This is a genomic window from Nonomuraea sp. NPDC026600 (assembly GCF_040638335.1).
GTDB lineage: Bacteria > Actinomycetota > Actinomycetes > Streptosporangiales > Streptosporangiaceae > Nonomuraea.
The window spans coordinates 67,364-88,801 of record NZ_JBEZYD010000001.1 but is presented as its reverse complement, the minus strand read 5'-3'; the positions used below and the strand labels follow the sequence as shown (position 1 = coordinate 88,801).

General features: G+C 68.5%; 20 protein-coding genes. 13 read left to right on the top strand and 7 right to left on the bottom strand.

Annotation, left to right across the window (positions count from 1 at the left end):
• The first annotated feature begins 11 nt into the window (after positions 1–11).
• The 5 genes from AB0F17_RS00415 to AB0F17_RS00395 all read left to right on the top strand — a co-directional run bounded on the left by AB0F17_RS00415 (position 12) and on the right by AB0F17_RS00395 (position 5,141).
• Complete coding sequence (locus tag AB0F17_RS00415; RefSeq protein ID WP_358013863.1) at positions 12–1,079, top strand: ABC transporter permease; 1,068 nt, start codon at positions 12–14, stop codon at positions 1,077–1,079.
• Complete coding sequence (locus tag AB0F17_RS00410) at positions 1,066–2,769, top strand: dipeptide/oligopeptide/nickel ABC transporter permease/ATP-binding protein (protein ID WP_358013861.1); 1,704 nt, start codon at positions 1,066–1,068, stop codon at positions 2,767–2,769. The genes AB0F17_RS00415 and AB0F17_RS00410 overlap by 14 nt, the downstream gene beginning before the upstream one ends.
• Complete coding sequence (locus tag AB0F17_RS00405) at positions 2,762–3,571, top strand: ABC transporter ATP-binding protein (protein ID WP_358013859.1); 810 nt, start codon at positions 2,762–2,764, stop codon at positions 3,569–3,571. The genes AB0F17_RS00410 and AB0F17_RS00405 overlap by 8 nt, the downstream gene beginning before the upstream one ends.
• Positions 3,568–4,824 (top strand): amidohydrolase family protein, encoded by a 1,257-nt coding sequence (locus AB0F17_RS00400; RefSeq protein ID WP_358013857.1) that lies wholly within the window; start codon positions 3,568–3,570, stop codon positions 4,822–4,824. Before AB0F17_RS00405 ends, AB0F17_RS00400 begins: the two co-directional genes overlap by 4 nt.
• A gap of 185 nt (positions 4,825–5,009) precedes the next feature.
• Positions 5,010–5,141, top strand: a complete 132-nt coding sequence (locus AB0F17_RS00395; RefSeq protein ID WP_358013855.1) for a hypothetical protein — start codon at positions 5,010–5,012, stop codon at positions 5,139–5,141.
• A gap of 331 nt (positions 5,142–5,472) precedes the next feature.
• Here AB0F17_RS00395 and AB0F17_RS00390 read toward each other — a convergent pair whose 3' ends face one another.
• Positions 5,473–5,727 carry a hypothetical protein gene (locus tag AB0F17_RS00390; RefSeq protein WP_358013853.1) on the bottom strand — a complete coding sequence of 85 codons (255 nt, stop codon included), beginning with the start codon at positions 5,725–5,727 and terminating at the stop codon, positions 5,473–5,475.
• A gap of 887 nt (positions 5,728–6,614) precedes the next feature.
• Positions 6,615–6,989 carry a nuclear transport factor 2 family protein gene (locus AB0F17_RS00385; RefSeq protein ID WP_358013851.1) on the bottom strand — a complete coding sequence of 125 codons (375 nt, stop codon included), beginning with the start codon at positions 6,987–6,989 and terminating at the stop codon, positions 6,615–6,617.
• A gap of 65 nt (positions 6,990–7,054) precedes the next feature.
• Here AB0F17_RS00385 and AB0F17_RS00380 point away from each other — a divergent pair, with 65 nt between their 5' ends.
• From AB0F17_RS00380 to AB0F17_RS00370, 3 genes are read left to right on the top strand one after another with little or no spacing between them, the layout of a single operon-like run.
• Positions 7,055–7,987 carry an ABC transporter ATP-binding protein gene (locus AB0F17_RS00380; protein WP_358013849.1) on the top strand — a complete coding sequence of 311 codons (933 nt, stop codon included), beginning with the start codon at positions 7,055–7,057 and terminating at the stop codon, positions 7,985–7,987.
• The gene (locus AB0F17_RS00375; RefSeq protein WP_358013847.1) at positions 7,987–8,745 is read left to right on the top strand and encodes an ABC transporter permease; all 759 of its coding nucleotides are present in this window, start codon (positions 7,987–7,989) and stop codon (positions 8,743–8,745) included. The genes AB0F17_RS00380 and AB0F17_RS00375 overlap by 1 nt, the downstream gene beginning before the upstream one ends.
• Positions 8,746–8,747: 2 nt before the next feature.
• On the top strand, positions 8,748–9,551 hold the full coding sequence (locus tag AB0F17_RS00370; RefSeq protein WP_358013845.1) for an ABC transporter permease: 804 nt from the start codon (positions 8,748–8,750) through the stop codon (positions 9,549–9,551).
• A gap of 10 nt (positions 9,552–9,561) precedes the next feature.
• Here the strand turns inward: AB0F17_RS00370 and AB0F17_RS00365 are convergent, their stop codons facing one another.
• On the bottom strand, positions 9,562–9,864 hold the full coding sequence (locus tag AB0F17_RS00365; protein WP_358013843.1) for a DUF952 domain-containing protein: 303 nt from the start codon (positions 9,862–9,864) through the stop codon (positions 9,562–9,564).
• Positions 9,852–10,406: a GNAT family protein gene (locus AB0F17_RS00360; RefSeq protein ID WP_358013841.1), complete on the bottom strand. Its 555-nt coding sequence runs from the start codon at positions 10,404–10,406 to the stop codon at positions 9,852–9,854. The genes AB0F17_RS00365 and AB0F17_RS00360 overlap by 13 nt, the downstream gene beginning before the upstream one ends.
• Positions 10,407–10,533: 127 nt before the next feature.
• Between AB0F17_RS00360 and AB0F17_RS00355 the strand changes: the two genes are divergently transcribed.
• Complete coding sequence (locus tag AB0F17_RS00355) at positions 10,534–12,846, top strand: DPP IV N-terminal domain-containing protein (RefSeq protein ID WP_358013839.1); 2,313 nt, start codon at positions 10,534–10,536, stop codon at positions 12,844–12,846.
• Here AB0F17_RS00355 and AB0F17_RS00350 read toward each other — a convergent pair.
• Positions 12,743–16,114, bottom strand: a complete 3,372-nt coding sequence (locus AB0F17_RS00350) for a BTAD domain-containing putative transcriptional regulator (protein WP_358013837.1) — start codon at positions 16,112–16,114, stop codon at positions 12,743–12,745. The genes AB0F17_RS00355 and AB0F17_RS00350 overlap by 104 nt on opposite strands.
• A 121-nt stretch (positions 16,115–16,235) precedes the next feature.
• Entirely contained in the window at positions 16,236–16,601 is a 366-nt protein-coding gene (locus AB0F17_RS00345) for a multidrug efflux SMR transporter (protein ID WP_358013835.1), read from the bottom strand.
• Between the two features lie 99 nt (positions 16,602–16,700).
• Here AB0F17_RS00345 and AB0F17_RS00340 point away from each other — a divergent pair, with 99 nt between their 5' ends.
• Both AB0F17_RS00340 and AB0F17_RS00335 read left to right on the top strand, forming a co-directional pair.
• Positions 16,701–17,630 (top strand): radical SAM protein, encoded by a 930-nt coding sequence (locus AB0F17_RS00340; RefSeq protein ID WP_358013833.1) that lies wholly within the window; start codon positions 16,701–16,703, stop codon positions 17,628–17,630.
• A gap of 69 nt (positions 17,631–17,699) precedes the next feature.
• Positions 17,700–18,911 (top strand): cytochrome P450, encoded by a 1,212-nt coding sequence (locus AB0F17_RS00335; RefSeq protein WP_358013831.1) that lies wholly within the window; start codon positions 17,700–17,702, stop codon positions 18,909–18,911.
• Positions 18,912–18,939: 28 nt separating this feature from the next.
• On the opposite strand, the gene AB0F17_RS00330 is transcribed toward AB0F17_RS00335, so the two are convergent.
• Positions 18,940–19,878 carry a TauD/TfdA family dioxygenase gene (locus AB0F17_RS00330; RefSeq protein ID WP_358013829.1) on the bottom strand — a complete coding sequence of 313 codons (939 nt, stop codon included), beginning with the start codon at positions 19,876–19,878 and terminating at the stop codon, positions 18,940–18,942.
• A gap of 160 nt (positions 19,879–20,038) precedes the next feature.
• Here AB0F17_RS00330 and AB0F17_RS00325 point away from each other — a divergent pair, with 160 nt between their 5' ends.
• Together AB0F17_RS00325 and AB0F17_RS00320 are read left to right on the top strand one after the other, a co-directional pair.
• Positions 20,039–20,668 carry a class I SAM-dependent methyltransferase gene (locus AB0F17_RS00325; protein ID WP_358013827.1) on the top strand — a complete coding sequence of 210 codons (630 nt, stop codon included), beginning with the start codon at positions 20,039–20,041 and terminating at the stop codon, positions 20,666–20,668.
• A gap of 50 nt (positions 20,669–20,718) precedes the next feature.
• A complete protein-coding gene (locus AB0F17_RS00320) occupies positions 20,719–21,426 on the top strand; it encodes a hypothetical protein (RefSeq protein WP_358013825.1) in 708 nt (235 codons plus the stop codon).
• Positions 21,427–21,438: the final 12 nt, after the last annotated feature.

Genomic DNA, 21,438 nt, shown 5'->3' with positions numbered 1-21,438 from the left:
GCGCCTCAGTCATGGCCTCTCTCCAATCCCCGCGCGCTCCAGGCGCCCGGCCGCCGGAGCCCCCCACCGGATCCCCGTCAACCCGACGGCGCATCCCGCTGCGGACCTCCTCCGCCTGGCCGCGGTTCGCCGTGCGGCGCCTGACCAGCCTCGTCGCGATCTTCGCCGCGCTGCTCGTCGTGTCGTTCCTGATCGTCCAGCTCATCCCCGGTGACCCCGCGGTCGGCATCGCCGGAGCCAACGCCGATCTCGCCGACATCCAGCGCGTCAGGAGCGAGCTGGGCCTCGACCGGCCCCTCTGGCCACGATTCCTCGACCACGTCAGCGCAGTCCTGACCGGCGACCTCGGCACATCATTCATGTACCGCCAGCCGGTCCAGACGATCATCTGGAACCGCCTCCCCTTCACCGCCACCATCGCCACCATCGCCATGCTCGCCGTCCTGCTCATCTCGGTCCCGCTCGGCATGCTCATCGGCGTGCTCACCCGCGGCGGCCGGCGCAAATGGCTGGACGTGGCCTTCGGCCTGCTCACCGGCTTCCTCGACTCCATCCCCGGCTACATCATGGCCTCCTTCCTGGTCGTGATGTTCGCCCTCGGCATCGGACTGCTGCCGCTCTTCCCCCCCGCCTACACCCCACGCTTCGGAGCGGCCTCGTTCGTCCTGCCCGTCGCGGCCATCGCCATCGGCCCGATCTGCACCATCTCCCGCGTCGTACGCCGCGAAACAGCCGTCGTCCTCGACACCGACTACATGCGCACCGCCCGAGGCTGGCGCCTGCCCGCCCTGCGCCGCCACCTGCGATGGGCACTGCCGAACCTGCTCACCACCACCCTCACCCTCAGCGGGCTGATCCTGACCGGCATGATCGGCGGCGCCATCATCATCGAATCGGTATTCGCCCTACCGGGCCTCGGCAGCGGCATCATCAAAGCCATCCTCGACCGCGACTACCCCGTCATCCAGGGCATGGTGCTCGTCATCGGCATGATCGCCGCACTCGTCAACCTCGGCGTCGACATCCTGCTCGGACTCATCGACCCACGGACCCTCGGAGGACCCCATGTCTCCGCCTGACCGGTCCCGCCACCGCAACCCCGGGCTCATCCTCGGCCTGGCCATGCTGGGCATCATCGTCCTCATCGCCGCCCTGGCCCCCATCCTGTTCACCGCCCAAGCAAGCACACTCGGCCCCAGATTCGCCGCACCCTCACCCGAGCACTGGCTCGGCACCGACGCGGCCGGCCACGACGTCCTGCTCCGCAGCCTCGTCGCCACCCGCCTCACCCTGCTGCTCACCGCCGCAGCCACCGCCATCGCCGTCATCTCCGGCATCGTCCTGGGCACCGGCGTCTGGCTCGTACGCCCCTGGGCCAGAGAGATCTTCCTGCGCGTCATCGACGCGATGGTCGCCTTCCCCGGACTCCTGCTCGCCCTCGTCGTGGCCGCCGTACTCGGCGCCGGCGGCACCTCAGCACTGATCGCCATCGGACTGTCCGGCATCCCCTACTTCGCCCGCCTCACCGCGAACCTCGCCGCGAAAATCTCCCAACAGGACTACGTCTCCACCGCCCGCCTGCTCGGCGTCAGCCACAGCCGCATCGCCATCAGGCACATGCTGCCCAACATGGCCGAACCCCTGCTCGTCCTTTCGGCATCGACCTTCGCCGCCACACTCACCGCCATCTCCGCCCTGTCCTTCGTCGGACTCGGCGTCCAGTCACCCTCCTACGACTGGGGCAAACTCCTCAACGAAGCCCTGCCCTCCCTCCTGGCCGACCGGCCCTTCCAAATGACCGGCCCAGCCGTCCTCATCGTCCTGACCGGCTTGGCAGCCGTCCTGATCGGCGACGGACTGGCCAGCGCGGCCAACCCACGAGGACGGCACAAGCCCACCCCGAACCAACCACCCCCCACCACACCCGACCAGACGCCACCCTCCAGCGAACATCTCGCCGACATCGGCGACCTGTGGATCCACTCCGGCGACACACCCCTGGTCAAAGGCATCTCCTTCACCATCAGACACGGCGAGATCCTCGGCATCGTCGGCGAAAGCGGCTCAGGCAAAACCCTCACCGCGATGGCGCTCGCCCAACTCCTGCCCGACGGCCTCACCTCCACGGCCACCCGCATGTCCATCAACGACCTGGATCTGCGCCGCCCCGCACCCCCCACCGCCATGACACAAGCGATCAGCCTCATCTACCAAGACCCCGGCTCCACCTTCAACCCCGCACTGCGCATGGGCACCCAGCTCACCGAAGTACTCCGCACCCACAAACGCCTCAACACACGCGCGGCCACCCAGCGCGTCCTGGACGCACTGCGAACCGTCCACATGACCAGACCCGAACACCGCATGAAACAGCACCCACACGAACTGTCCGGCGGCATGCGGCAACGAGCCATGATCGCCACCGCGCTGACCGTCCAGCCACGCCTGATCATCGCCGACGAACCCACCACAGCCCTGGACGTGACCGTCCAAGCCGAAATCCTGCGCGAACTCAAACGCGTCAACAACGAATACAGCGCCTCGATCATGTTCATCTCCCACGACATCGGCGTGGTACGCGCCCTGTGCGACCGCGTCATCGTCATGTACCACGGCGAGATCGTGGAAGAGATCGCCGCCCACGACCTCACCGTCGAATCCGCCCACCACCCGTATACCAAAGCACTCCTGCACGCCACCCCCGACATCGACGGCCCCATCGGCGACCTGCCCACCCCGCAGCGCACGCAGGAGCACACACGTGGATGAACAGATCGCCGTCAAGGTCAGCGACCTCCAAGCCGGCTACGGCTGGGGCGCCAACGCCACACCCATCCTGCACGGCATCACCATGAACGTCGCGCGAGGCAGCACCGTCGGCATCGTCGGCGAATCAGGATCCGGCAAATCAACACTGGCCAAAGCACTCGTCGGCATCGTCCGCCCCACAGCGGGCAGCGTCACCATCGGCGGCGTCCACGTCTCCTCCGCACGAGGCGCCGACCGCCAGGCCATGCGGCGCAAGGTCCAGATGATCCCCCAGGACCCCTACTCCTCACTCGACCCCCGCCGCACGATCGGCCAAGCCCTCGCCGAAGCCGTGGACCCGCGCCGCGCCAACGTCGGCAAGCACGCCGACGAGATCGTCCACTGGCTCGAAACCGTCAGAATGCCCGCCGACACCATCAGCCGCTACCCCCACGAGTGCTCCGGGGGACAACGACAGCGCATCGCGATCGCCCGCGGCCTGATGATCCAGCCCGAAGTCGTCATCGCCGACGAGATCACCTCCGCACTCGACGTCTCCGTCCAAGCCGAGATCCTCAACCTCCTGGCCAAGCTACGCCGCGAACTCAACCTGACCATGGTGTTCATCTCACACAACCTCGCCGTCATCCGGCACGTCAGCGACGAAGTCGTCGTGCTCTACAACGGCGACATCGTCGAACAAGCCTCCGCCGCCCAGCTCTACCAACACCCCCAACACGCATACACCCGAACACTGCTCGACTCGGTCCCAGGCGCACCAGGCTTCACCATCGACCCCCGCCCGCGGAAGGACGCTGCGTGACCCCCGATCGAAACCTCCGCTTCAGCAACGCCACGATCATCGACGGCACCGGCGCCCCACCCATCGAAAACGGCGTGCTCGACGTCACCCCCGACGGCCGCATCGCCTTCGTCGGCACCGCGGCCGAAGCCCCCGCCAACCACGGCGCCGACGAACGTGACCTGCAAGGCAGCACCCTGCTGCCCGGATTCATCGACACGCACGTCCATCTGGGATTCACCCTGGCCAACGGACCCTTCCACACCCTGCAGAACGATCCAGCCCTGATCGTCCTGGAATCCGTCGCCCGCATCCGCGCCACACTCCAAGCCGGCATCACCAGCGCACGCGACCTCGGCGGCCTGTCCCAAGGCTTTCGCGAAGCGATCGACCAAGGACTGATCCCCGGCCCCCGCCTGAAACTGGCCGTCAGCCCGATCAGCCACACCGCCGGCCACGGCGACATGCACCTGCACGGCGGCACACTCGCCCCCACCATGCCCGAACTCATCGAAATAGCCGACACCGTCGACGAAGTCCGCAAAGCCACCCGCCGGGTCCTTCGCCAAGGAGCCGACCTCATCAAGATCTGCACAACCGGCGGCATGGGCAGCAGACACGACCACCCCGACGACGAAGGCCTGCGCCTGGACGAAGTACGGGCCATCCACGACGAACTCGACAGACACGGCGGCAAACCCATCGCCGCCCACGCACAAGGACGCAAGGGAATCCTCACCGCCATCCGCGGCGGAGTGACCAGCGTCGAACACGGCTACGGCATCGACGACGAAGGCCTCGACCTCCTCGAAGAACGCGGCGCCTTCCTCGTCCCGACCCTGTCGACCGTGTTCGCGATCGACAAGAAGACCATGCAGCCCTACCACTACGCCAAGAAAGTGAAGTGGTCCGAGATCACCAAGAAGAACATCGGCCACGCCATCGCCCGCGGAGCGAAGATCGCCCTGGGAACCGACGCCGGCGTATGCCCCCACGGACAGAACCTGCGCGAACTCGGATACCTCGTCGAACTCGGCATGTCCCCGATGAACGCCCTCATCGCCGGCACCCGGACCGCGTCCGAACTGCTCGGCATCTCCGACGAAGTCGGCACCCTGGAAACCGGCAAACTCGCCGACCTCGTGGTCACCGACGCTGATCCGATACGGGACATACACACGCTGGCTGATCCCTCACGCATAGAGATCGTGATGAAAGCAGGCGCCTTCATGAAAGACCTCGGGAAGGCCGCCGCCCAGACGACACCCGTCTGACCGACACCGGCGGCAACCGACCGCGGGGGAGGCCGAGCCACTGGAGTCGACCGCGCCGGGCTCACCCACACGGCTAACAGGGGAGGGGCCAGCGCCACAACGACGCCCCGCCCACGCAGCCCGCCGACCCCACTGGGCGATGAGGCAGGAGACATTGCCGCATCGGCGCGAGGGGTGAGGAAAACATGGACGATGTCACGGCCTTGCCTGAGACGATGCTCGACGTGCTGGAACGCCGCGCGGCCGTCGCGCCGCAGGCGGAGTTCGTACGGTGCGTGTGCTCGACGACCTACCCAGGAACGCCGCCACAAAGGTGATCAAGGGGGAACTGCGCGGCCCCGGAGTCCCGTCGGATGCGTGGGACGCCCGTCCATAGCCTTGGCCGCTGGATGGGCCGCAATGTCGTGAACGGTCCCAGAGACCAATCCGCCGCTTGGATCGGCATTCCGAGCGCCGTCGTGGAATGCAAGGGCTCAATGATGAGCGCGTTGCCCGAAGGCGGCTACGTAGGTTCGCGGGTCACGCGTCGACGGCGCCGTTCATCCAAGCCCTTGTAGAAAGGCCGGGAACGGGATCGCGAACAATAAGCGATACCGGACAGAATCCAGCTTCTGTCCGGTATCGGGTTTTTTGGGCGATTGGGGGTGGTCAGAGGCGGTTGACGAAGCGGGCGGCCGCGCGCTGGCTCATGCCGGTCTCGCCGCGTACGAGGAAGACGGCTTCTTGGAGCTGGCCGAGCGCCTTCATCTCGCGCGCCTGGTCGACCAGGTCGGGGCTGGGGATGGGGCGGTTGCGGGGGTTCCTGGTCAGCCGGGCGGCCAGGATGATCAGATAGATGATCAGGGCGGTGACGACGACGGTGAGCGCGACGAGGCCCGCGGTGGAGATCGCCAGGCTGTGCATCTCTCGATCGTAACGCGGCTCGCTGGTGATCAGCGGCGGCGATCGGCTCCGCCGGCGGCGACGGGTGCGATGATCAGGGCCGCGACGCTGAAAATCTTCTCGCGTCCTCAGTTCGCCTTATCGCCATATTTCTGGGTGTAAGCGGACGTGCCCGGTTGCTTGATAATGGACATTATGTCAAGTAGAGCGGTTTTCGTCCGAGAGGGGTCCTGACTTGGGGTGGATCGGCGTGCGCGTGTGGTGACGTTGGTCACCTTGGGTGCCGCTGCGCCGGCCGGTGGCGGACACGTCCTGGTCCGGTGGTGTTACGGGAGGTGACGGCCGCCCCTGTGGCCTGCCGTGGCTCTTGATCATTACGGTGTGTGCGGCCGGGAATGTTCTGACCAGCGGGTTGACCTTGGGTTGATTCACTGTCCTTGCTGGCCTGGGCAGCTTAGGGTGGGAAATCTGCTATCGCGCCGCGAGAGGAGCAGCACGTGGGGAACCAGTCGGTGTTATGTCCAGTGTGTCAGGGAGTTCTACCCGCTTCGGGACGAGAGTCCTATACGACACTGCGGGGACGTCTGATCGTGACCAACGGTTACTGCGCAGGTGGTTGCGCCGACCGGCGGGCCACGATGGAGCAGACGCAGCAGATGTCGCGTCCTTCGGCTCCGGTTGCGCAGTCCGCTCCCCCGGTGGCTCCTGAGGTCACTCCTTCTGATGCGTACTCCATGGTCTCCGCCGTCGGCCCGGTTCGGGCGCGGGTGGCGGGCTGACCGTTTCTGTGCCGGGTTTCCGGGCCGGCGCGGCGTTGATCGCCGTGCCGGCTTTCGCCGTGCCGGATGTGGGTTGATGGGGTGCGTGTCACGCCGGGGTGGGGCGCGATGCGGTGGCCGGGCCGCCGGTCATACGTGGCCGTTCGTGGTGTGCCAGTAGTCACGGGTCTGTACGGCCAGGCCGTCGGTGTCGAAGCGGGCGATGACGCAGCCCGCCAGGGTGATGGGTGTGCCGTCGTCGGTGGCGTGGACGCGGAATTCGATGACCGCCTGGTCGCCGTCCACGATGGGTGCGGCGAAGGTGACCTGGGGCGCGGTCTCGGTGCTGAAGGACCAGCGGATGTAGTCGATGATGGCGCCTGTCCCCCGGTGTGGTGGCCGGAAGGGCATGGAGGTGTGGACGGCGTCGTGGCTGTAGAGGGCGGCGATGCGGTCGGCGTCGTGGTGGGTCCAGCCGTGTTGCCAGGTGTCGGCGAAGTTCTGGGCGGCTGTTCGGGTGTCCATGGGCTCCAGTGTGGCGGCGTTTAACCGGTCGATTCTGTCGGTGGCGTTGGTTATGGTCTGGGCTCGTGTCTGATGTGCAACCGCTGGTTCGCGCGCGTGGGCTGGTGAAACGGTTCGGGGATTTCGTCGCGGTCGACGGGATCGATATTGATGTGGCGCCTGGTGAGGCGTTCGGGTTCCTGGGTCCCAATGGCGCGGGTAAGTCGTCGACGATGCGGATGATCAGTTGCGTGTCGATGCCGTCCGCGGGTGAGTTGCGGATCTTCGGGATGGATCCGGCGCGGGAGGGGCCGCGGATCCGGGGGCGGCTGGGTGTCTGCCCGCAGCTGGATAACTTGGATCCCGATCTGACGGTTCGCGAGAATTTGACGACGTACGCCCGCTATTTCGGGTTGTCGCGGGCACAGGCGCGGGCGCGGGCCGAGGAGCTGCTGGAGTTCGCGCAGCTGCGTGAGCGGGCCTCCAGCCGGGTGGAGCCGCTGTCGGGCGGGATGAAGCGGCGGCTGACGATCGCGCGGGCGATGGTGAACGAGCCGGATCTGGTGCTGCTGGACGAGCCGACGACGGGGCTGGATCCGCAGGCGCGTCATCTGCTGTGGGAGCGGTTGTTCCGGTTGAAGCAGCAGGGTGTGACGCTGGTGCTGACCACGCACTACATGGATGAGGCCGAGCAGTTGTGCGATCGGCTGGTGGTGATGGACGGCGGGCGGATCGTGGCCGAGGGGTCGCCGCGTTCGCTGATCGAGTCCTACTCCTCGCCTGAGGTGGTGGAGTTGCGGTTCGGCGGGCAGGAGCTGGCGGGTTTCGTGGCGGGGCTGGACGGGGTCGGTGATCGGGTGGATGTGCTGCCGGATCGGATCTTGCTGTACGCCAAGGACGGTGACGCGGCGGTGTCGGAGGTGCATCGGCGTGAGCTGGTGCCCTCCAGTGTGCTGGTGCGCAGGTCGTCGCTGGAGGATGTGTTCCTTCATCTGACGGGCCGGACGTTGGTGGAGTGATGGCGCATCCGGCGGTGGCGGTGCTGGAGCGGCACCTGACGTTGTACAAGCGGTTGTGGCGGGCGTCGTTGTTCTCGTCGTTCGTGTTGCCGGTGCTGTTTTTGGCCAGCATCGGGCTGGGGGTGGGCGGTTACGTCGGCGAGGTGGGCGGCGTGCCCTACGTTCAGTGGATCGTCCCGGGTGTGCTGGCTTCGACGGCGTTTCAGATGGCGGTCGGCGAGTGCACGTACGCGGTGTTCGGGGAGTTCCGGTGGAATCGCGGGGCGCACGCGATGTTCGCGACGCGGGTGTCGGTGTGGGACATGATCGGCGGCTGGCTGCTGTACATCGTGTTCAGGGTCGAGATCGCGGTGGTGGTGTTCCTGCTGGTGGTGGGGGCGTTCGGGGTGTTGTCCTCGCCGTGGGTGGTGGTGACGCCGCTGGTGGCGGCGTTGCTGGCGGTGGCGGTCGCGGCGCCGGTGACGGCGTTCTCGGCGACGATCGATCACGACAGTTATTTCGCGTTGCTGTTTCGGTTCGTGATGCTGCCTTCGACGTTGTTCGCGGGGGTGTTCTTCCCGGTGGAGCAGTTGCCGGCGGTGGTGCGGTCGCTGGCTTACGTGTCGCCGTTGTGGCATGGGGTGGAGCTGTCGCGGGCGGCGACGTCGGGGGCCGCTCCCCTGTGGCCGGTGTGGGCGCATGTCGCGTGCTTGCTGGTGTTCGCGGTGGGCGGGGTGTGGTGGGCGGGTTGGGCGTTCGGTAGGCGACTTCAGGACTGATGATGGTGACGTTGGCGGTGGCCCGGCTGGTTTCGGTGGGCCGGGTGGGTGCGGTCGTGGGCCGCAATGTGGGTGCGTTGCGTTCGGGTGCTTCGTACTGGCTGGTGCTGGTGTCGGGGTTCTTCGAGCCGTTGCTGTATCTGCTGTCGATCGGCGTGGGTGTGGGTGCGCTGGTGGGGCGGATCCCGGTGGGTGATGGCCGGGTGGTGTCGTACGCGGTGTTCGTGGCGCCGGCGATGCTGGCGGTTTCGGCGATGAACGGGGCGTTGTCGGAGACGACGTTCAACTTCTTTTTCAAGATGCGCTACGCCAAGACGTTCGAGGCGATTTTGGCGACGCCGGTGCGGCCGATCGAGATAGCGCTGGGTGAGTTGAGCTGGGCGATGGTGCGCAGCTCTGTTTACACGGCGTTGTTCTTGGTGGTGATGGTGGTGTTGCGGCTGGCCGATCCGGTGTGGGCGCTGGCGGCGTTTCCGGCGACGATGCTGGTGGGGTTGTCGTTCGGGGCGCTGGGGATGGCGGTGTCGACGTTGCTGCGTGGCTGGCAGGATTTCGACCTGATGACGGCGGCGCAGTTCTCGTTGTTCCTGTTCTCCGGCACCTTCTCCCCCGTGGCGGATTATCCGGGGGTGTTGGAGGTGGTGGTGCGGGTGACGCCGCTGTATCACTCGGTGGAGTTGGTGCGGGGTCTGGCTTCGGGGGTGCCGCAGTGGGGGTTGCTGGGGCATGCGGGTTATCTGGTGGTGATGGCGGTGGCGGGGTTGTGGTTTGCGGCGCGCCGGATTGAGCGGGTGTTGTGCGCGTAGCGCGGGTGTGTCAGGCGTAGGGGCGCGTGGCGGTGACCGAGGTGGTGGGGAGCGGGCCGTACAGGTGGGGGAAGCCGTTTTCGAGGCGGATGTCGAGTCCGGTGGGGTCGATGTCGAGGATGAGCAGTGGTTCGGTGAGGTGGCTGTAGAAGGCGGCGTATACGCCGTGGAGTTGGTCGAGGTCGCGGCTGCAGTGGATGAAGCCTTCTTCTTTGAGGGTGCGGCCGAGGGTGGAGATGCGGTACTCCCCCGCCGGCTGGGCGTCGGCCCAGTCGGCGCGCAGGGCGAGATGCAGGATGTTTATGGTGTCCATTCTGATTCGAGCATGGCGTAGATGACCTCGGAGGTCCATTCGCCCTTGACCTGTTCGTTGTCGATGAGGTGGGCTTCGCGGCGCATGCCGAGTTTGTCCAGGACGCGGCCGGAGGCGGTGTTGCGGGCGTCGAGGCGGCCGACGATGCGGTGCAGGCCGAGTCCTTCGAAGCCGAGGCGCAGCAGTTCGCGGGCGGCTTCGGGGGCGTAGCCGCGGCGGTGGTGGTCGGGGTGCAGGATGTAGCCGATCTCGCCTTGGCGGTGTTGCTTGCTGGTCCAGATCAGGACGCCGTTGCCGATGAGTTCGCCGCTTTGGCGCAGGGTGATGGCGATGTCGAGGGCGTCTCCTTCGTCGAGGAGGGCGACGCGGGTGATCTTCTTGTCGAGGAAGGTGTGGACGGTGTCGAGGTCGCGGGGTTCCCAGTAGAGGTAGCGGGCGACTTCGGGCCGGGATTCGTAGGCGTGCAGCGCGTGGAGGTCGTCGGGGGTGAAGGGGCGCAGCAGGAGGCGGTCGGTGATGATCGGGTAGTGGGGTTTGAGCACGTGGGCAGTGTAGATAACCCGCCTTTGGGGGCGCGAGGTGTTTTCGTTCGGCCCCGTGCTGGTGGTGGTTTCCGGCGTGTCAACGATCTGTCAGCGAGGGCTCAAGGGGGTGTCAGCGTGGTGCGGGATGGTCGCGGCGATCCAGTTTTTCCACGGGAGGCGACAGATGACGACGACGCGACTCGATGCCGGGGCTTATCGGGCGGCTGAGCGGTTGCTGCGGGACAACCGCGGCAATCTGGTGCTCGGGGACAAGGTCAGTCCGCGGTGGATCGAGGGGGGTGCCCGGTTCTGGTACGTGGTGGACGGCGCTGAGGGCCGCAGGTTCGTGCTGGTCGATCCGGTGGCGGGTAGCCGCGGGCCGGCCTTCGATCAGGAGAAGGTGGCGGCCGCGCTGGCGGTGGCGTCGGGGCGGGAGGTGGATGCGGCGGCGCTGCCGTTGGGTGGGGTGGAGTTGAGTGGTGATGGGGTGGCGTTCGAGGCGTTCGGTGGGCGCTGGCGGTGCCGGTTGGACGGGTCGGCGTGTGAGCAGGTCGCGGGTGTCGCGCCGGTCGCTCCGGTGGAGGTGGCTTCGCCGGATGGCCGGCTTGTGGCGTTTCGGCGGGGGCACGATGTGTGGGTGCGTTCGCGGGAGGATGGCCGGGAGTGGGCTTTGACGGCTGATGGGGATGCGGACCACGACTACGGGGCGAGTCCTGATTTTTTCATGTATTCAACGTTGTTGAAGAAGATGGGGCTCCCCCACGCGCCGCCTGCCGTGTCCTGGTCGCCTGATTCGCGGCGGGTGCTGACGCACCGCACCGATCAGCGGGGGGTGCGGCGGGCGCATCTGGTGGAGTCCATGCCGGACGATGGCGGCGCGCCCGGCCTGGTGACGTTGCGGCAGCCGTTTCCCGGCGATGAGCGGCTGCCGCTGGCCGCGTTCGTGGTGCTGGACGTCGCGCGTGGCACGGTGGTGGCGGCGCGGGCGGAGCCGGTGGAGATGCCGACGATATCGCCGATCTTCATGAAGTGGGCGTGGTGGGCGCAGGACGGCTCGGCGGTCTACTTCCTGGATCGCTCGCGTGATGGGCGCACGCTGCGGCTGCATCGGCTCGATCCGGTCAGCGGCGAGGTGGTGAGTGTGCTGAGCGAGAGCGGGGAGAGCCGGGTGGAGCCGGCTCAGCAGCTGGCGCAGGCTCCGATGGTCAGGGTTTTGCCGGGCGGGCGGGAGGTGTTGTGGTACTCCCAGCGTGATGGGTGGGGTCATCTCTACCTGTACGACGCGCGTAGTGGTGAGTTGTGCGGGCAGGTGACGTCGGGGTCGTGGGCGGTGCAGGAGATCTTGCACGTCGATGAGGTGGCGCGGGTGGTGTACTTCGTCGCCTCGGGGCTGGTGGTGGCCGATCCGTATCGCCGGTCGGTGTGCCGGGCGGGGCTGGACGGTTCGGGGTTCGAGCGGATCACCGACGATGATCTGGACCATGTCGTCATCGTGGCGGACGACAAGGGCTACTTCATCGACTCGGCGTCCACAACTGCCATGCCGCCGTCGGTCACGGTGCGCGGCTGGGACGGGCGGGTGCTGGTGGAGCTGGAGCGCGCCGATGTGGGCCGGCTCATGGCGGCGGGCTGGACTGCCCCGGAACGTTTCCGCGTCAAGGCGGCCGACGGCCACAGTGACGTCTATGGGGTGCTGTATCGGCCGCATGGGTTCGATCCGGGCCGGAGCTATCCGGTCGTCGATCATGTCTATCCCTTTCCCGCGGTGAACCGGGTGAGCCCGTCTTTTGATGCCGGGTGGCACGGTTATGACGCCGAGGTGGTGGCCGCGCTCGGGTTCGTCGTGGTCGCCGTGGATGGGCGGGGCACTCCGGGGCGCGGCAAGGCCTTCCATGACGCCTCCTATGGGCGGCTGGACGAGGCGGGGCTGGGCGATCATGTCGCGGCGCTGGAGCAGTTGGCGGCGGGGCGGCCGTGGATGGATCTGGGCCGGGTGGGGATCTTCGGCCTCTCGGCCGGTGGGTTCGCGGCTGTGCGGGCGATGCTGGACTTTCCTGAGGTGTTCAAGGTCGGTGTCGCCGAGTCGGGGATGCATGATCTGCGCTACGGCGATCCGGGGAGCGCCGAGGCCTATCACGGGCCGTTCGATGCGCAGAGGTATGCCCGTGCGTCGAATGTGGATCTCGCTGATCGGCTGGCGGGCCGGTTGCTGCTGGTCCATGGCGGGTTGGACACTCAGGTCTTGCCTGATCTGACGTTGCGGCTGGTCGATCGGCTCATCGCGGCTGACAAGGATTTCGAGTTGCTGGTCGTGCCGCGGGCTGAGCATGTGTATGTCGGGTTCGAGTATTACGTCAATCGCCGTAAGTGGGATTTCCTGGTGCGTCATCTGCTGGGGGTGGAGCCGCCGGAGGGGTATCGCCTGTCCAGGGTTCCGATCGGTGCTGGGGATGCGTGATCTGAGCGGCTGGTCGGCCGGGCTCAGGGCTGAGGGTGAGGGCGGCGATCTCGGCGACCGTGGCGATGGTCGCCTCCCGGCCGCGTTGGGCCGCTTCGGCGTGTTCGCGGTCGCCGAGGGCGGCTTTGGTGGCCGCTTCGACGCGGAGGGCGTCGGGGTGGGACAGGTCGGGTGTGCCGCGTACCGCGTCGCCGGCCGCCAGCAGGCGGGCGGCCTGTTGCGGCTGGTCTTGGTGCAGGGCGAGGTTGGCGATGCCGATCAGGGTCTGGCTGATCGTCGATGCGTTCATGGAGCGCAGGGCCCAGGTCAGGGCGTCGGCGTGGTGGGTGCGGGCGGCGTCCAGGTCGCCTTGCAGTACGTCGAGGTAGCCGCGTGAGTCCAGGACCATGGCGCGGAATGACCAGTTGACCGTGATGTGGCGGGCGAGTGTTTCGGCGCGGGCCAGGTGGGTGCGGGCCGCGGCGGGGTCGTTGTTCCAGCGGGCGAGGTCGGCTTTGAGGTAGGCCATCGCGACCAGTGTGTCGGGCAGGGCGATCCGCTCGGTGTCGTGTTCGACTTCGGCGATGGCGGCGGCGCTGCCTTCGGTGTCGCCGTGCAGCCAGCGTAGGTGGGCGAGTTTGAGGCGCATCAGCCACGCGTCCTGGCTGTCGACGGCTTCGGTGATGACGGTGATGGCCTGTTCGTAGCAGGTGATCGCGGTGGTCAGGTCGCCGCGCCAGGTGGCCAGGCCGGCCAGTGCGGTGAGGCAGGAGGTGATGCCCCATCGCTCGCCGATGGCGCGGAACTCGGTGAGGGCGCTCTCGAGGTCGTGGTGGGCCTGGGTGTGCGGGCGGCCGACGTTGATCAGGGTGAGGGCGCGGTTGAGCCGGGCCATCGCCCGTACCCATGGGTCGTCGTCGGCGAACAGCTCTTTGGCCTCTGGCGGTGGGTCGGTGGAGGTGCGGGCGTTGGTCAGCATCCGGTCGAGTGGTCCGATGAGTCGTACGACGGGGTGGGGGTGGTGGGTGTTCGCGGTGAGTTGTTGTGCGGTGGCGATCCAGTTCCTGGCTTGGTGTTCGTCGCCGAGGCCGTTGAGTTCGAATTGTGCGGCGATCGCGCAGGCGGTCGCCCGTATGTTGTCGTCGACGGGGCCGGGTAGGGCCAGTGCTTGGGCGGCCAGGTGGGCGCCTTCGGCTTTGTGGCCGCTGAGTGCCCAGTGCAGCCACCAGTACCAGCCGGTGGCCGCGATGAGTCGTAGGGCGGTTTGTGCGTCGCCGGCGGTGATGGCGGTGCGGGTGGCGGTGTTGAGGTTGTCGTGGTCGGTGGCGAGCCGGTTGAGCCAGTGGAGTTGTCCGGCGCGGCGTAGGTGTGGGTCGGCGGTTTCGGCGAGTTGGGCGAAGTAGGTGGCGTGGGCGTGGCGGATGCGGTCGCGTTCGCCGGCTTCGTCGAGGCGTTCTTGGCTGTAGGCCTTGATGGTCTCCAGCATCCGGTAGTGCGGTGTGGTGTCGTCGGGAGGGAGCAGGAGGGATTTGTCGGTCAGTGCGGTGAGAAGGTCGAGCACGTGATCGGCGGGGATGGTGGTGGTGTGGGCTGGTTCGGGTGGTTTCGTTGCCGGGTGGTCGTGGGCTGTGGCGGGGTGGTCGGCGCATACGTGTTCGGCGGCTTCGGTCGTGGCGCCGCCGGAGAAGGTGGTGAGGCGGCGCAGCAGTGCGCGTTCCTGTTGCGACAGCAGGTTCCAGCTCCAGTCGATCACGGCCCGCAGGGTCTGGTGCCGGGGTGGTGCGGTGCGGCTGCCGCCGGTCAGGAGGTGGAAGCGGTCGTGGAGTTGGCCGGCCAGGTGCTGGGGGGTCATGGTGCGCAGCCGGGCGGCGGCCAGTTCGATGGCCAGGGGTATGCCGTCCAGTGCGCGGCAGATGCGTACGACGTCTGAGGTGGTGTGTTCGGTGAGGGCGAAGCCGGGGCGGGCGGTGCTGGCCCGGTCGTTGAGGAGTTGGACCGCGGCGCAGGACATGGCTGTGGTGAGGTCGGCGTCCTGGGGTGGCAGGGTGAGGGGTTCGACCGGCCACAGGGCTTCGCCGGTGATGGCGAGTGGTTCCCGGCTGGTGGCCAGGATGCGCAGGTGGGGGCAGGTGCCGAGGAGCCGGTCGGCCAGGGTGGCGGCGGGGCCGATCAGGTGCTCGCAGTTGTCCAGGATGAGGAGTGCGTCGCGGGTGCGCAGTGCGGCTGTGAGCCGGTCGATCGGCTCGCCTGCTGAGGTGTGGCCGTGGATGCCCAGGGCGGTCAGGATCGTCTGCGGCAGGTCGGTGTCGTGGCTGATCGGGGCGAGGTCGGCCAGCCAGACGCCGCCGCTGTTGTGGTGGAGCAGGGTGCGGGCGGTTTCGGTGGCCAGCCGGGTTTTTCCGGATCCGCCGGGGCCGATGAGGGTGGTGAGCCGGTGGCGGCTGATCAGTTCGCCGATCTGGGTGATCTCGTGGTCGCGGCCGACGAAGCTGGTCAGTGGGGTGCGCAGGTTGGTGGGTGGTGCTCCCCCGGTGTCGTGTCTGTGTGGTGGGGTGGTGCTCATCTGTCCGCGTAGTACGGCGGTGTGCAGGGCGGACAGCTGGGGTGAGGGGTCGGCGCCGAGTGTTTCGGCGAGTGCCTGTCGTGCTCGTTCGTAGGCTGTCAGTGCTTCGGTGGGGTGTCCGGCCGCGCACAGTGCCCGCATCAGGGCGGCTGTCAGTCGTTCTCGCAGGGGGTGTTCGGCGGTCAGTGAGGTGAGTTCGGTGGTCAGTTCGCCGGCGCGGCCCAGGTGGAGATCGGCCTCGATGCGGTCTTCGGTGGCGGTCAGCCGTAGGTGTGACAGGTGGGTCCGTGTGGCTTGGAAGAGATCGGTGTCGGCTACGTCCAGGAGGGCTGGGCCGCGCCACAGGTTGAGGGCTTCGCGCAGGGTCCGGGCGGCTGTGGCGGGGTCGTGGGCCAGGGTGGAGCGTCCGGCTGCGGCGAGGTGTTCGAAGCGGGTCACGTCCACGGCGTCGGGGTTGAGTGCCAGGCGGTAGCCGGCGGGATGGGGTTCGATGCGGGCTTGTGGCAGGACGCGGCGCAGGCGTGAGACGAGTGCCTGTACGGCGTTGACGGCTCCTGCCGGTGGGCGGTGGCCCCAGATGCCGTCGATCAGGCGGGTCATGGGGACGACGCGGTCCGGTTGGAGGGCCAGGACGATCAGGAGCCTTCGCAGGCGGGCGCCGGCCACCTGCACGGGGCTGCCGTCGTCGGCCTGGACTTCCAGCGGTCCCAGCATCGCGATCCACACGTAGCCGATTGTGCCGGGCCTTGGGCTTGGCCGGGACGCGTGGTCACGGAGTCTGATCCTGCTTCGTCGACCGCGGCGCGTATGTCGGTGATGTGGAGGTGCTTGTGGGCGAAGGTGGCGGTCAGTGGGCGGCGGCGAGGTTGAGGACGATGACGCCGCCGATGATGAGCAGGATGCCGCCGATCTTGAGGGGGGTGAGGGTCTCGCCCAGGAAGGCGGCGCCGATGAGGGCGATGGCGGCGGTGCCGGCGCCGGACCAGACGGCGTAGGCGGTGCCGACTTCGAGCTGCGTTTTCAGGGCGCGGGCCAGCAGGACGAAGGAGATGAGGTAGCCGACGGCCACGACGGTGCTCCAGCCGAGGTGGGCCAGGCCGTCGCTGAGTTTGAGTGCGGTGGTCGCGATGACCTCGGCGGCGATGGCGAACGCGAGCAGCAGCCAGGCCATGGTGAAGCCCTCCCCCGATGAGGTGGTAGGTGTGCCGCCCACTTTAGGCAGGGGGCTGCTCCCCCGGTGTGGGGAAGCGCTTGAAAAGGGAGTCGAATGCGTGTTCCACTGTGGGGTGTGGGTTGGGATGCGCTTTCGTTGGTGGACGCCGCAGACGACCGTCCGGTGATCGAGCGGCGGGCGGTGCTGCGTGGCGGCTTCTACGAGACGCAGGCCCGCACGATGATCGAGCGGGTGCCGCAGACCGCGGGCATCGCCCAGCGGTGGGCAGTCTCCCCCTACCGTGGCTGCGCCCATGCCTGCCGTGGCTGCGGTGCCCGCGCGGGTCATCGTCGGCTGGGGCTGGACGCCGGGCGTGATTTCGACACGCGGATCGTGGTGAAGGCCAACGCGGTGTCGCGGCTGCGGGCCGAGCTGGGCCGCTGGGGTGGTGAGGCGCTGGCGGTCGGGGTCAGTGGTGACTGTTATCAGCAGGCGGAGGCGACGTATCGGTTGATGCCGGGGGTCGTGGAGGCGCTGGGTGAGGCGGCGGTGCCGTTCACCGTTTACACCAAGAGCCCGCTGGTGCTGCGTGATGCCGCGTTGCTGGCGCGGGCGGGGGCGCAGGTGGCGGTCTCGATCGCGTTCGTCGACGAGCGGATCCGGCGGGCGGTCGAGCCGGGCGCGGTGGGTGCGCAGGCGCGGCTGGAGCTGGTGTCGGCGCTGGTGGAGGCGGGGGTGTCGTGCCGGGTGCTGATGGCTCCGGTGCTGCCGTTGCTGAGTGACGGGGCCGATCAGTTGTCGGCGACGGTACGCCGGATCGCGGCCACGGGGGCCGGTGTGGTGGAGCCGGTGGTGTTGCGGCTGCCGCCGGGGACGCGGCAGTGGTATCTGGCGTGGCTGGGTGAGGCGCATCCGCATCTGGTGGAGCGCTATGAGGAGCTGTATGACCGGGCGGGGCTGCCCGCGGCCGGCTATGAGGAGCGGATCACGGGGCAGATCGGGCAGTTGTGCCGGATGTACGGCATGCGGTCGGGGCCGCCGGAGCCGCCGGAGCGTGAGCCGAGGTTCCCGCAACTGGAGCTGGTCTGACCGTCCGAGGTTTAAGGCCGTTGCCTTAGGATCTTGGATGTCCCGTCAGCCAAGCAGGAGGGCGCCGTCATGACCGCCGAATCCGTCTCCCGTTACCCCTTCGACCGGGCCGAGGCTCTGCAGCCGCCCCAGGAGTGGGCGCAGTTGCAAGCGCGGTGTCCCGTGGCGCACGTACAGCTGCCCAGCGGCGACACGGCCGGTCTGATGACCCGCTACGACGATGTGCGCCTGCTGCTGACCGACCCGCGCTTCAGCCGCGGCGGGGCCGGTGCCGCGCGGGTGTCCACCACGGCCGACGGCGGGATCTTCGCCCGCCGCATGGCCAGCGGGACCTCAATCCAGGGTGAGGGGCATCGGCGGTGGCGGCGGTTGCTCAGCCCTTCGTTCACCATCCGCAAGATCGAGGCGTGGCGGCCCCGGGTGCAGCGGATGGCCGATGAGCTGGTGGACGGCATGCTGGCCGGTGACTCCCCGGCCAACCTGTCGCGTGAGCTGGGCCTGCCGTTGCCGGTGCGGGTCATCTGCGCCCTGGTGGGGGCGCCGAGTGAGGATCAGGACAAGTTCGCGTACTGGTCTCAGGTCATGCTGACGCTGACCCGCTATGAGCAGGCCGAGGTGGAGCGGGCGTATGCGGAGTTCGGGGCGTATGTCTCGAATCTGGTGGAGGAGAAGCGTTCGACGCCGGGCGATGACATGCTCAGTGAGCTGACGCAGATCTCCGACAGCCAGGACGGCCGGCTCTCTCACGAGGAGCTGATCGCGACCGTGCAGGCGCTGCTGCTCGCCGGGCACGAGACCACCTCGAACATGATCGCGATCATGGCGGCGATGCTGCTGTCGGAGCGTGAGCGGTATGCGGCCGTGGTCGAGGATCCGGACCTGATCGCGGGCACGGTCGAGGAGGTCCTGCGGCTGGACAGCACGCTCAGCGTGATCGGGATGCCCCGGGTGGCCACCGAGGAGGTCGACTTCGACGGGGTGGCGGTCAGCGCGGGCACGACGCTGATCCCGTGCCGGCCCGCGGCCAACCGGGATCCGGCCAAGTTCCCCGATCCCGACCGGTTCGACGCGCGCCGCGACAACGCCGGCCAGCACCTGGCCTTCGGCGCGGGGCCGCACTTCTGCCTGGGCCAGCCGCTGGCCCGGATGGAGCTTCAGGTCGTGCTGGGCACGTTGGTGCGGCGGCTTCCGGGTTTGGGGCTGCGTGATGCTCCCGGCGATCTGCGGCTGCGTACGGGCCTGCTGTCGGGGGGGCTGCAGGACGTGTGGGTCACCTGGTGAGGATCTGCCCGGTCGGTGAGCCGCGTGATCAGCGCTTGTCCGCAGGTGTCATCACGCCCGTGAACCACAGGCGCAGCAGGTGGCGACGGCGCTCCGGCTCCGGGTGGTCCTCATAGGCGGTGCGGCCGTGCAGGACGACGTGGTTGTTGAGCAACTGCAGGTCGCCCGCCCGCAGGTCCATGGTGAGCGCGAAGCGGGGGTCGCCGGTCAGCTGGTCGAGCAGGTCCATCGCCTCCTGCTGCGCCGGGGTCAGCGGCGGCACGTGGGCGCCGCGCTGGGCCGAGCGGATGTAGTCGGGCCCGTAGGAGATCGACACGCCGCCGTCGCCGCGTGGTGTGCACAGCGGCTTGGTGAAGAAGCTGTCGGGGCCCTGGCCGGTGCGCCGGTCGTGCCACCACGGCTGGTAGAGGACCTCGGCCAGGTCCGGGCGGGTGCGGACGACCTCGTTGTGCACCGCCACGGAGCTGACGACGGCGCTGAGACCGCCGGACATCGCCGGGCGCACGCACAGCAGGGCGACGACGTCGGTGGGGTCGCTGTGGTAGCCGAGCCGCCCGCTGTGCTGGTAGCTGCGGGTTCGCGGCCGGGAGGGGTCGGCGCCGGTGTCTCGTACGTGCGTCAGCGGCGCCTGTCCGGGCCCTTGCCCGGCGATCTGGCCGATGTGGCACCCGAGGCCGAGCGCGGCGATCTCGCACTGCCGCTCGCTCATCGCCTCGACGGGCACCCCTTGGACCAGGACGAACCCGCGGCCGTCGGCGAGCTCGTCTCGGACCCGCCGCAGGAGGGGCCCGAGCGTCGGCAGCGGGAAGGCGGCGGGGGTGGTCGCGTCCGACGCCGGCCCGGCCGCTTGTACGGCGTCGAGCACTTCTTGGCGGTGTTCGGCGGTGAGCGGGACCTTCCAGGCGTCACTGTCACCGATCTCCGCTGCCAGCCACTGGCCCGGCCCTGGCACGTGCGCGACCATCATCACGCCACCATGCCTGCTTGGCTCGGGTGTGGCACCCCTTCATCGCGCACAGCGGAAAACAGGTGTTTGCGGGTTCGGCAAACAAATTTGCCTCCTTGGGGGGTGCGGGTGGAGCATCCGAGGCAGGTACTCCACCCGACAACCGAGGAGGGACGCGCGGATGGCCGATGACACAGAGCTCTGGGACGCTCGCTACCGTGAAGGCGATCAGATCTGGAGCGGCAACCCCAACGTCATCCTGGTACGTGAGGCCGCCGACCTGGAGCCGGGCAGGGCGCTGGATCTGGGATGCGGTGAAGGGGCCGACGCCGTCTGGCTGGCGCGGCGCGGGTGGCGGGTCACCGCCGTCGACATCTCCGGTGTCGCCCTGGAGCGGGCGGCCCGGCACGCGGCGCGGGAGGGCGTCGCCGAGCGGATCGACTGGCAGCGGCACGACCTGGCGGCCTCGTTCCCCGGCGGCGTCTTCGACCTGATTTCCGCGCAGTTCCTGCACTCTCACGGGAACCTGCCGCGGGAGAAGATCCTTCAGGCCGCCGCCGCCGCGGTCGCGCCTGGCGGGGTGTTGCTCGTGGTGGGCCACGCGGGGTTCCCGCCGTGGGAGCACGATCACCATCACGACCTGAGCTTTCCCACCCCTGATGAAGTGCTGGAGGCTCTGGAACTGGAGGAGGGGCGGTGGGAGGTGCTGCTCAGTGAGGAGCACGAACGCAGCCAGACCGGCCCCGACGGGCAGGCGATCGTACGGACGGACAGCGCGCTGAAGGTACGGCGGATAAACCAGCCGGGCTGAGCGCCCACTCCCCCGGTAGAGTCGGAGCGTTTTCGGAGCCGGGGGGCGAGATGTCGTTCAAGGCCGAGCAGATCGCGAGATTGGCCGGGTCGGGGTGGGCGCGGTGCCCGTCGGTGGCCTCGGCGGTGGTGGCCGCCGGGTTGCCGGCTGTGACGGCCGGCTACCTGGAGACGGCCTTTGCCGACGGGCAGTGGGAGGCCGCCGAGGAGGCCGTGTCGGCCCTGGGCGAGCACTTCGCCGCGGCGCGGTTCGCCGAGGAGACGACGTACGGGGTCCTGCTCGTACCGGATCCGGGCCGGCTCGACACGCGGCGGCCCATGGCGGCCGGCATCAGGCGGGATCAGCTCGGCGTGGCCGGCGCCGACGTGTTCGACGCGAGGTTGCCCGCGGGTGTGCTCGGGGTGCGGCCCGGCGGGCCGTGGGCCATGGTCGTCACGGTCACCGGCGCGTTCGGGCCGTCGCTGGGCAGTCACGACCAGATCGTGAACGGGGCCGCGCGGGCGTTCACGGTGGGTGAGGTCGACACCAGGGCGTTGATGATCCGTCAGGTGTGGGGCGCCCGGGTGCTGCAGGGTGGCCGGGAGTTGCCTGACTGCGAGGCGAATGAGCGCTGGACGTTCACGTTGTTCGCGGGTGAGGCTCTCACCGGGGGGCTCGCGGAGTCGGGGACCGTGCTGAAGGGCAAGGTGCGCTTTCGGCTGGGCAAGGCGGATCGCGGCATCGGTTCGGCCCGTGCGGCCCCCGCCATAGCCGTCTGAGAGCGCTGCGAA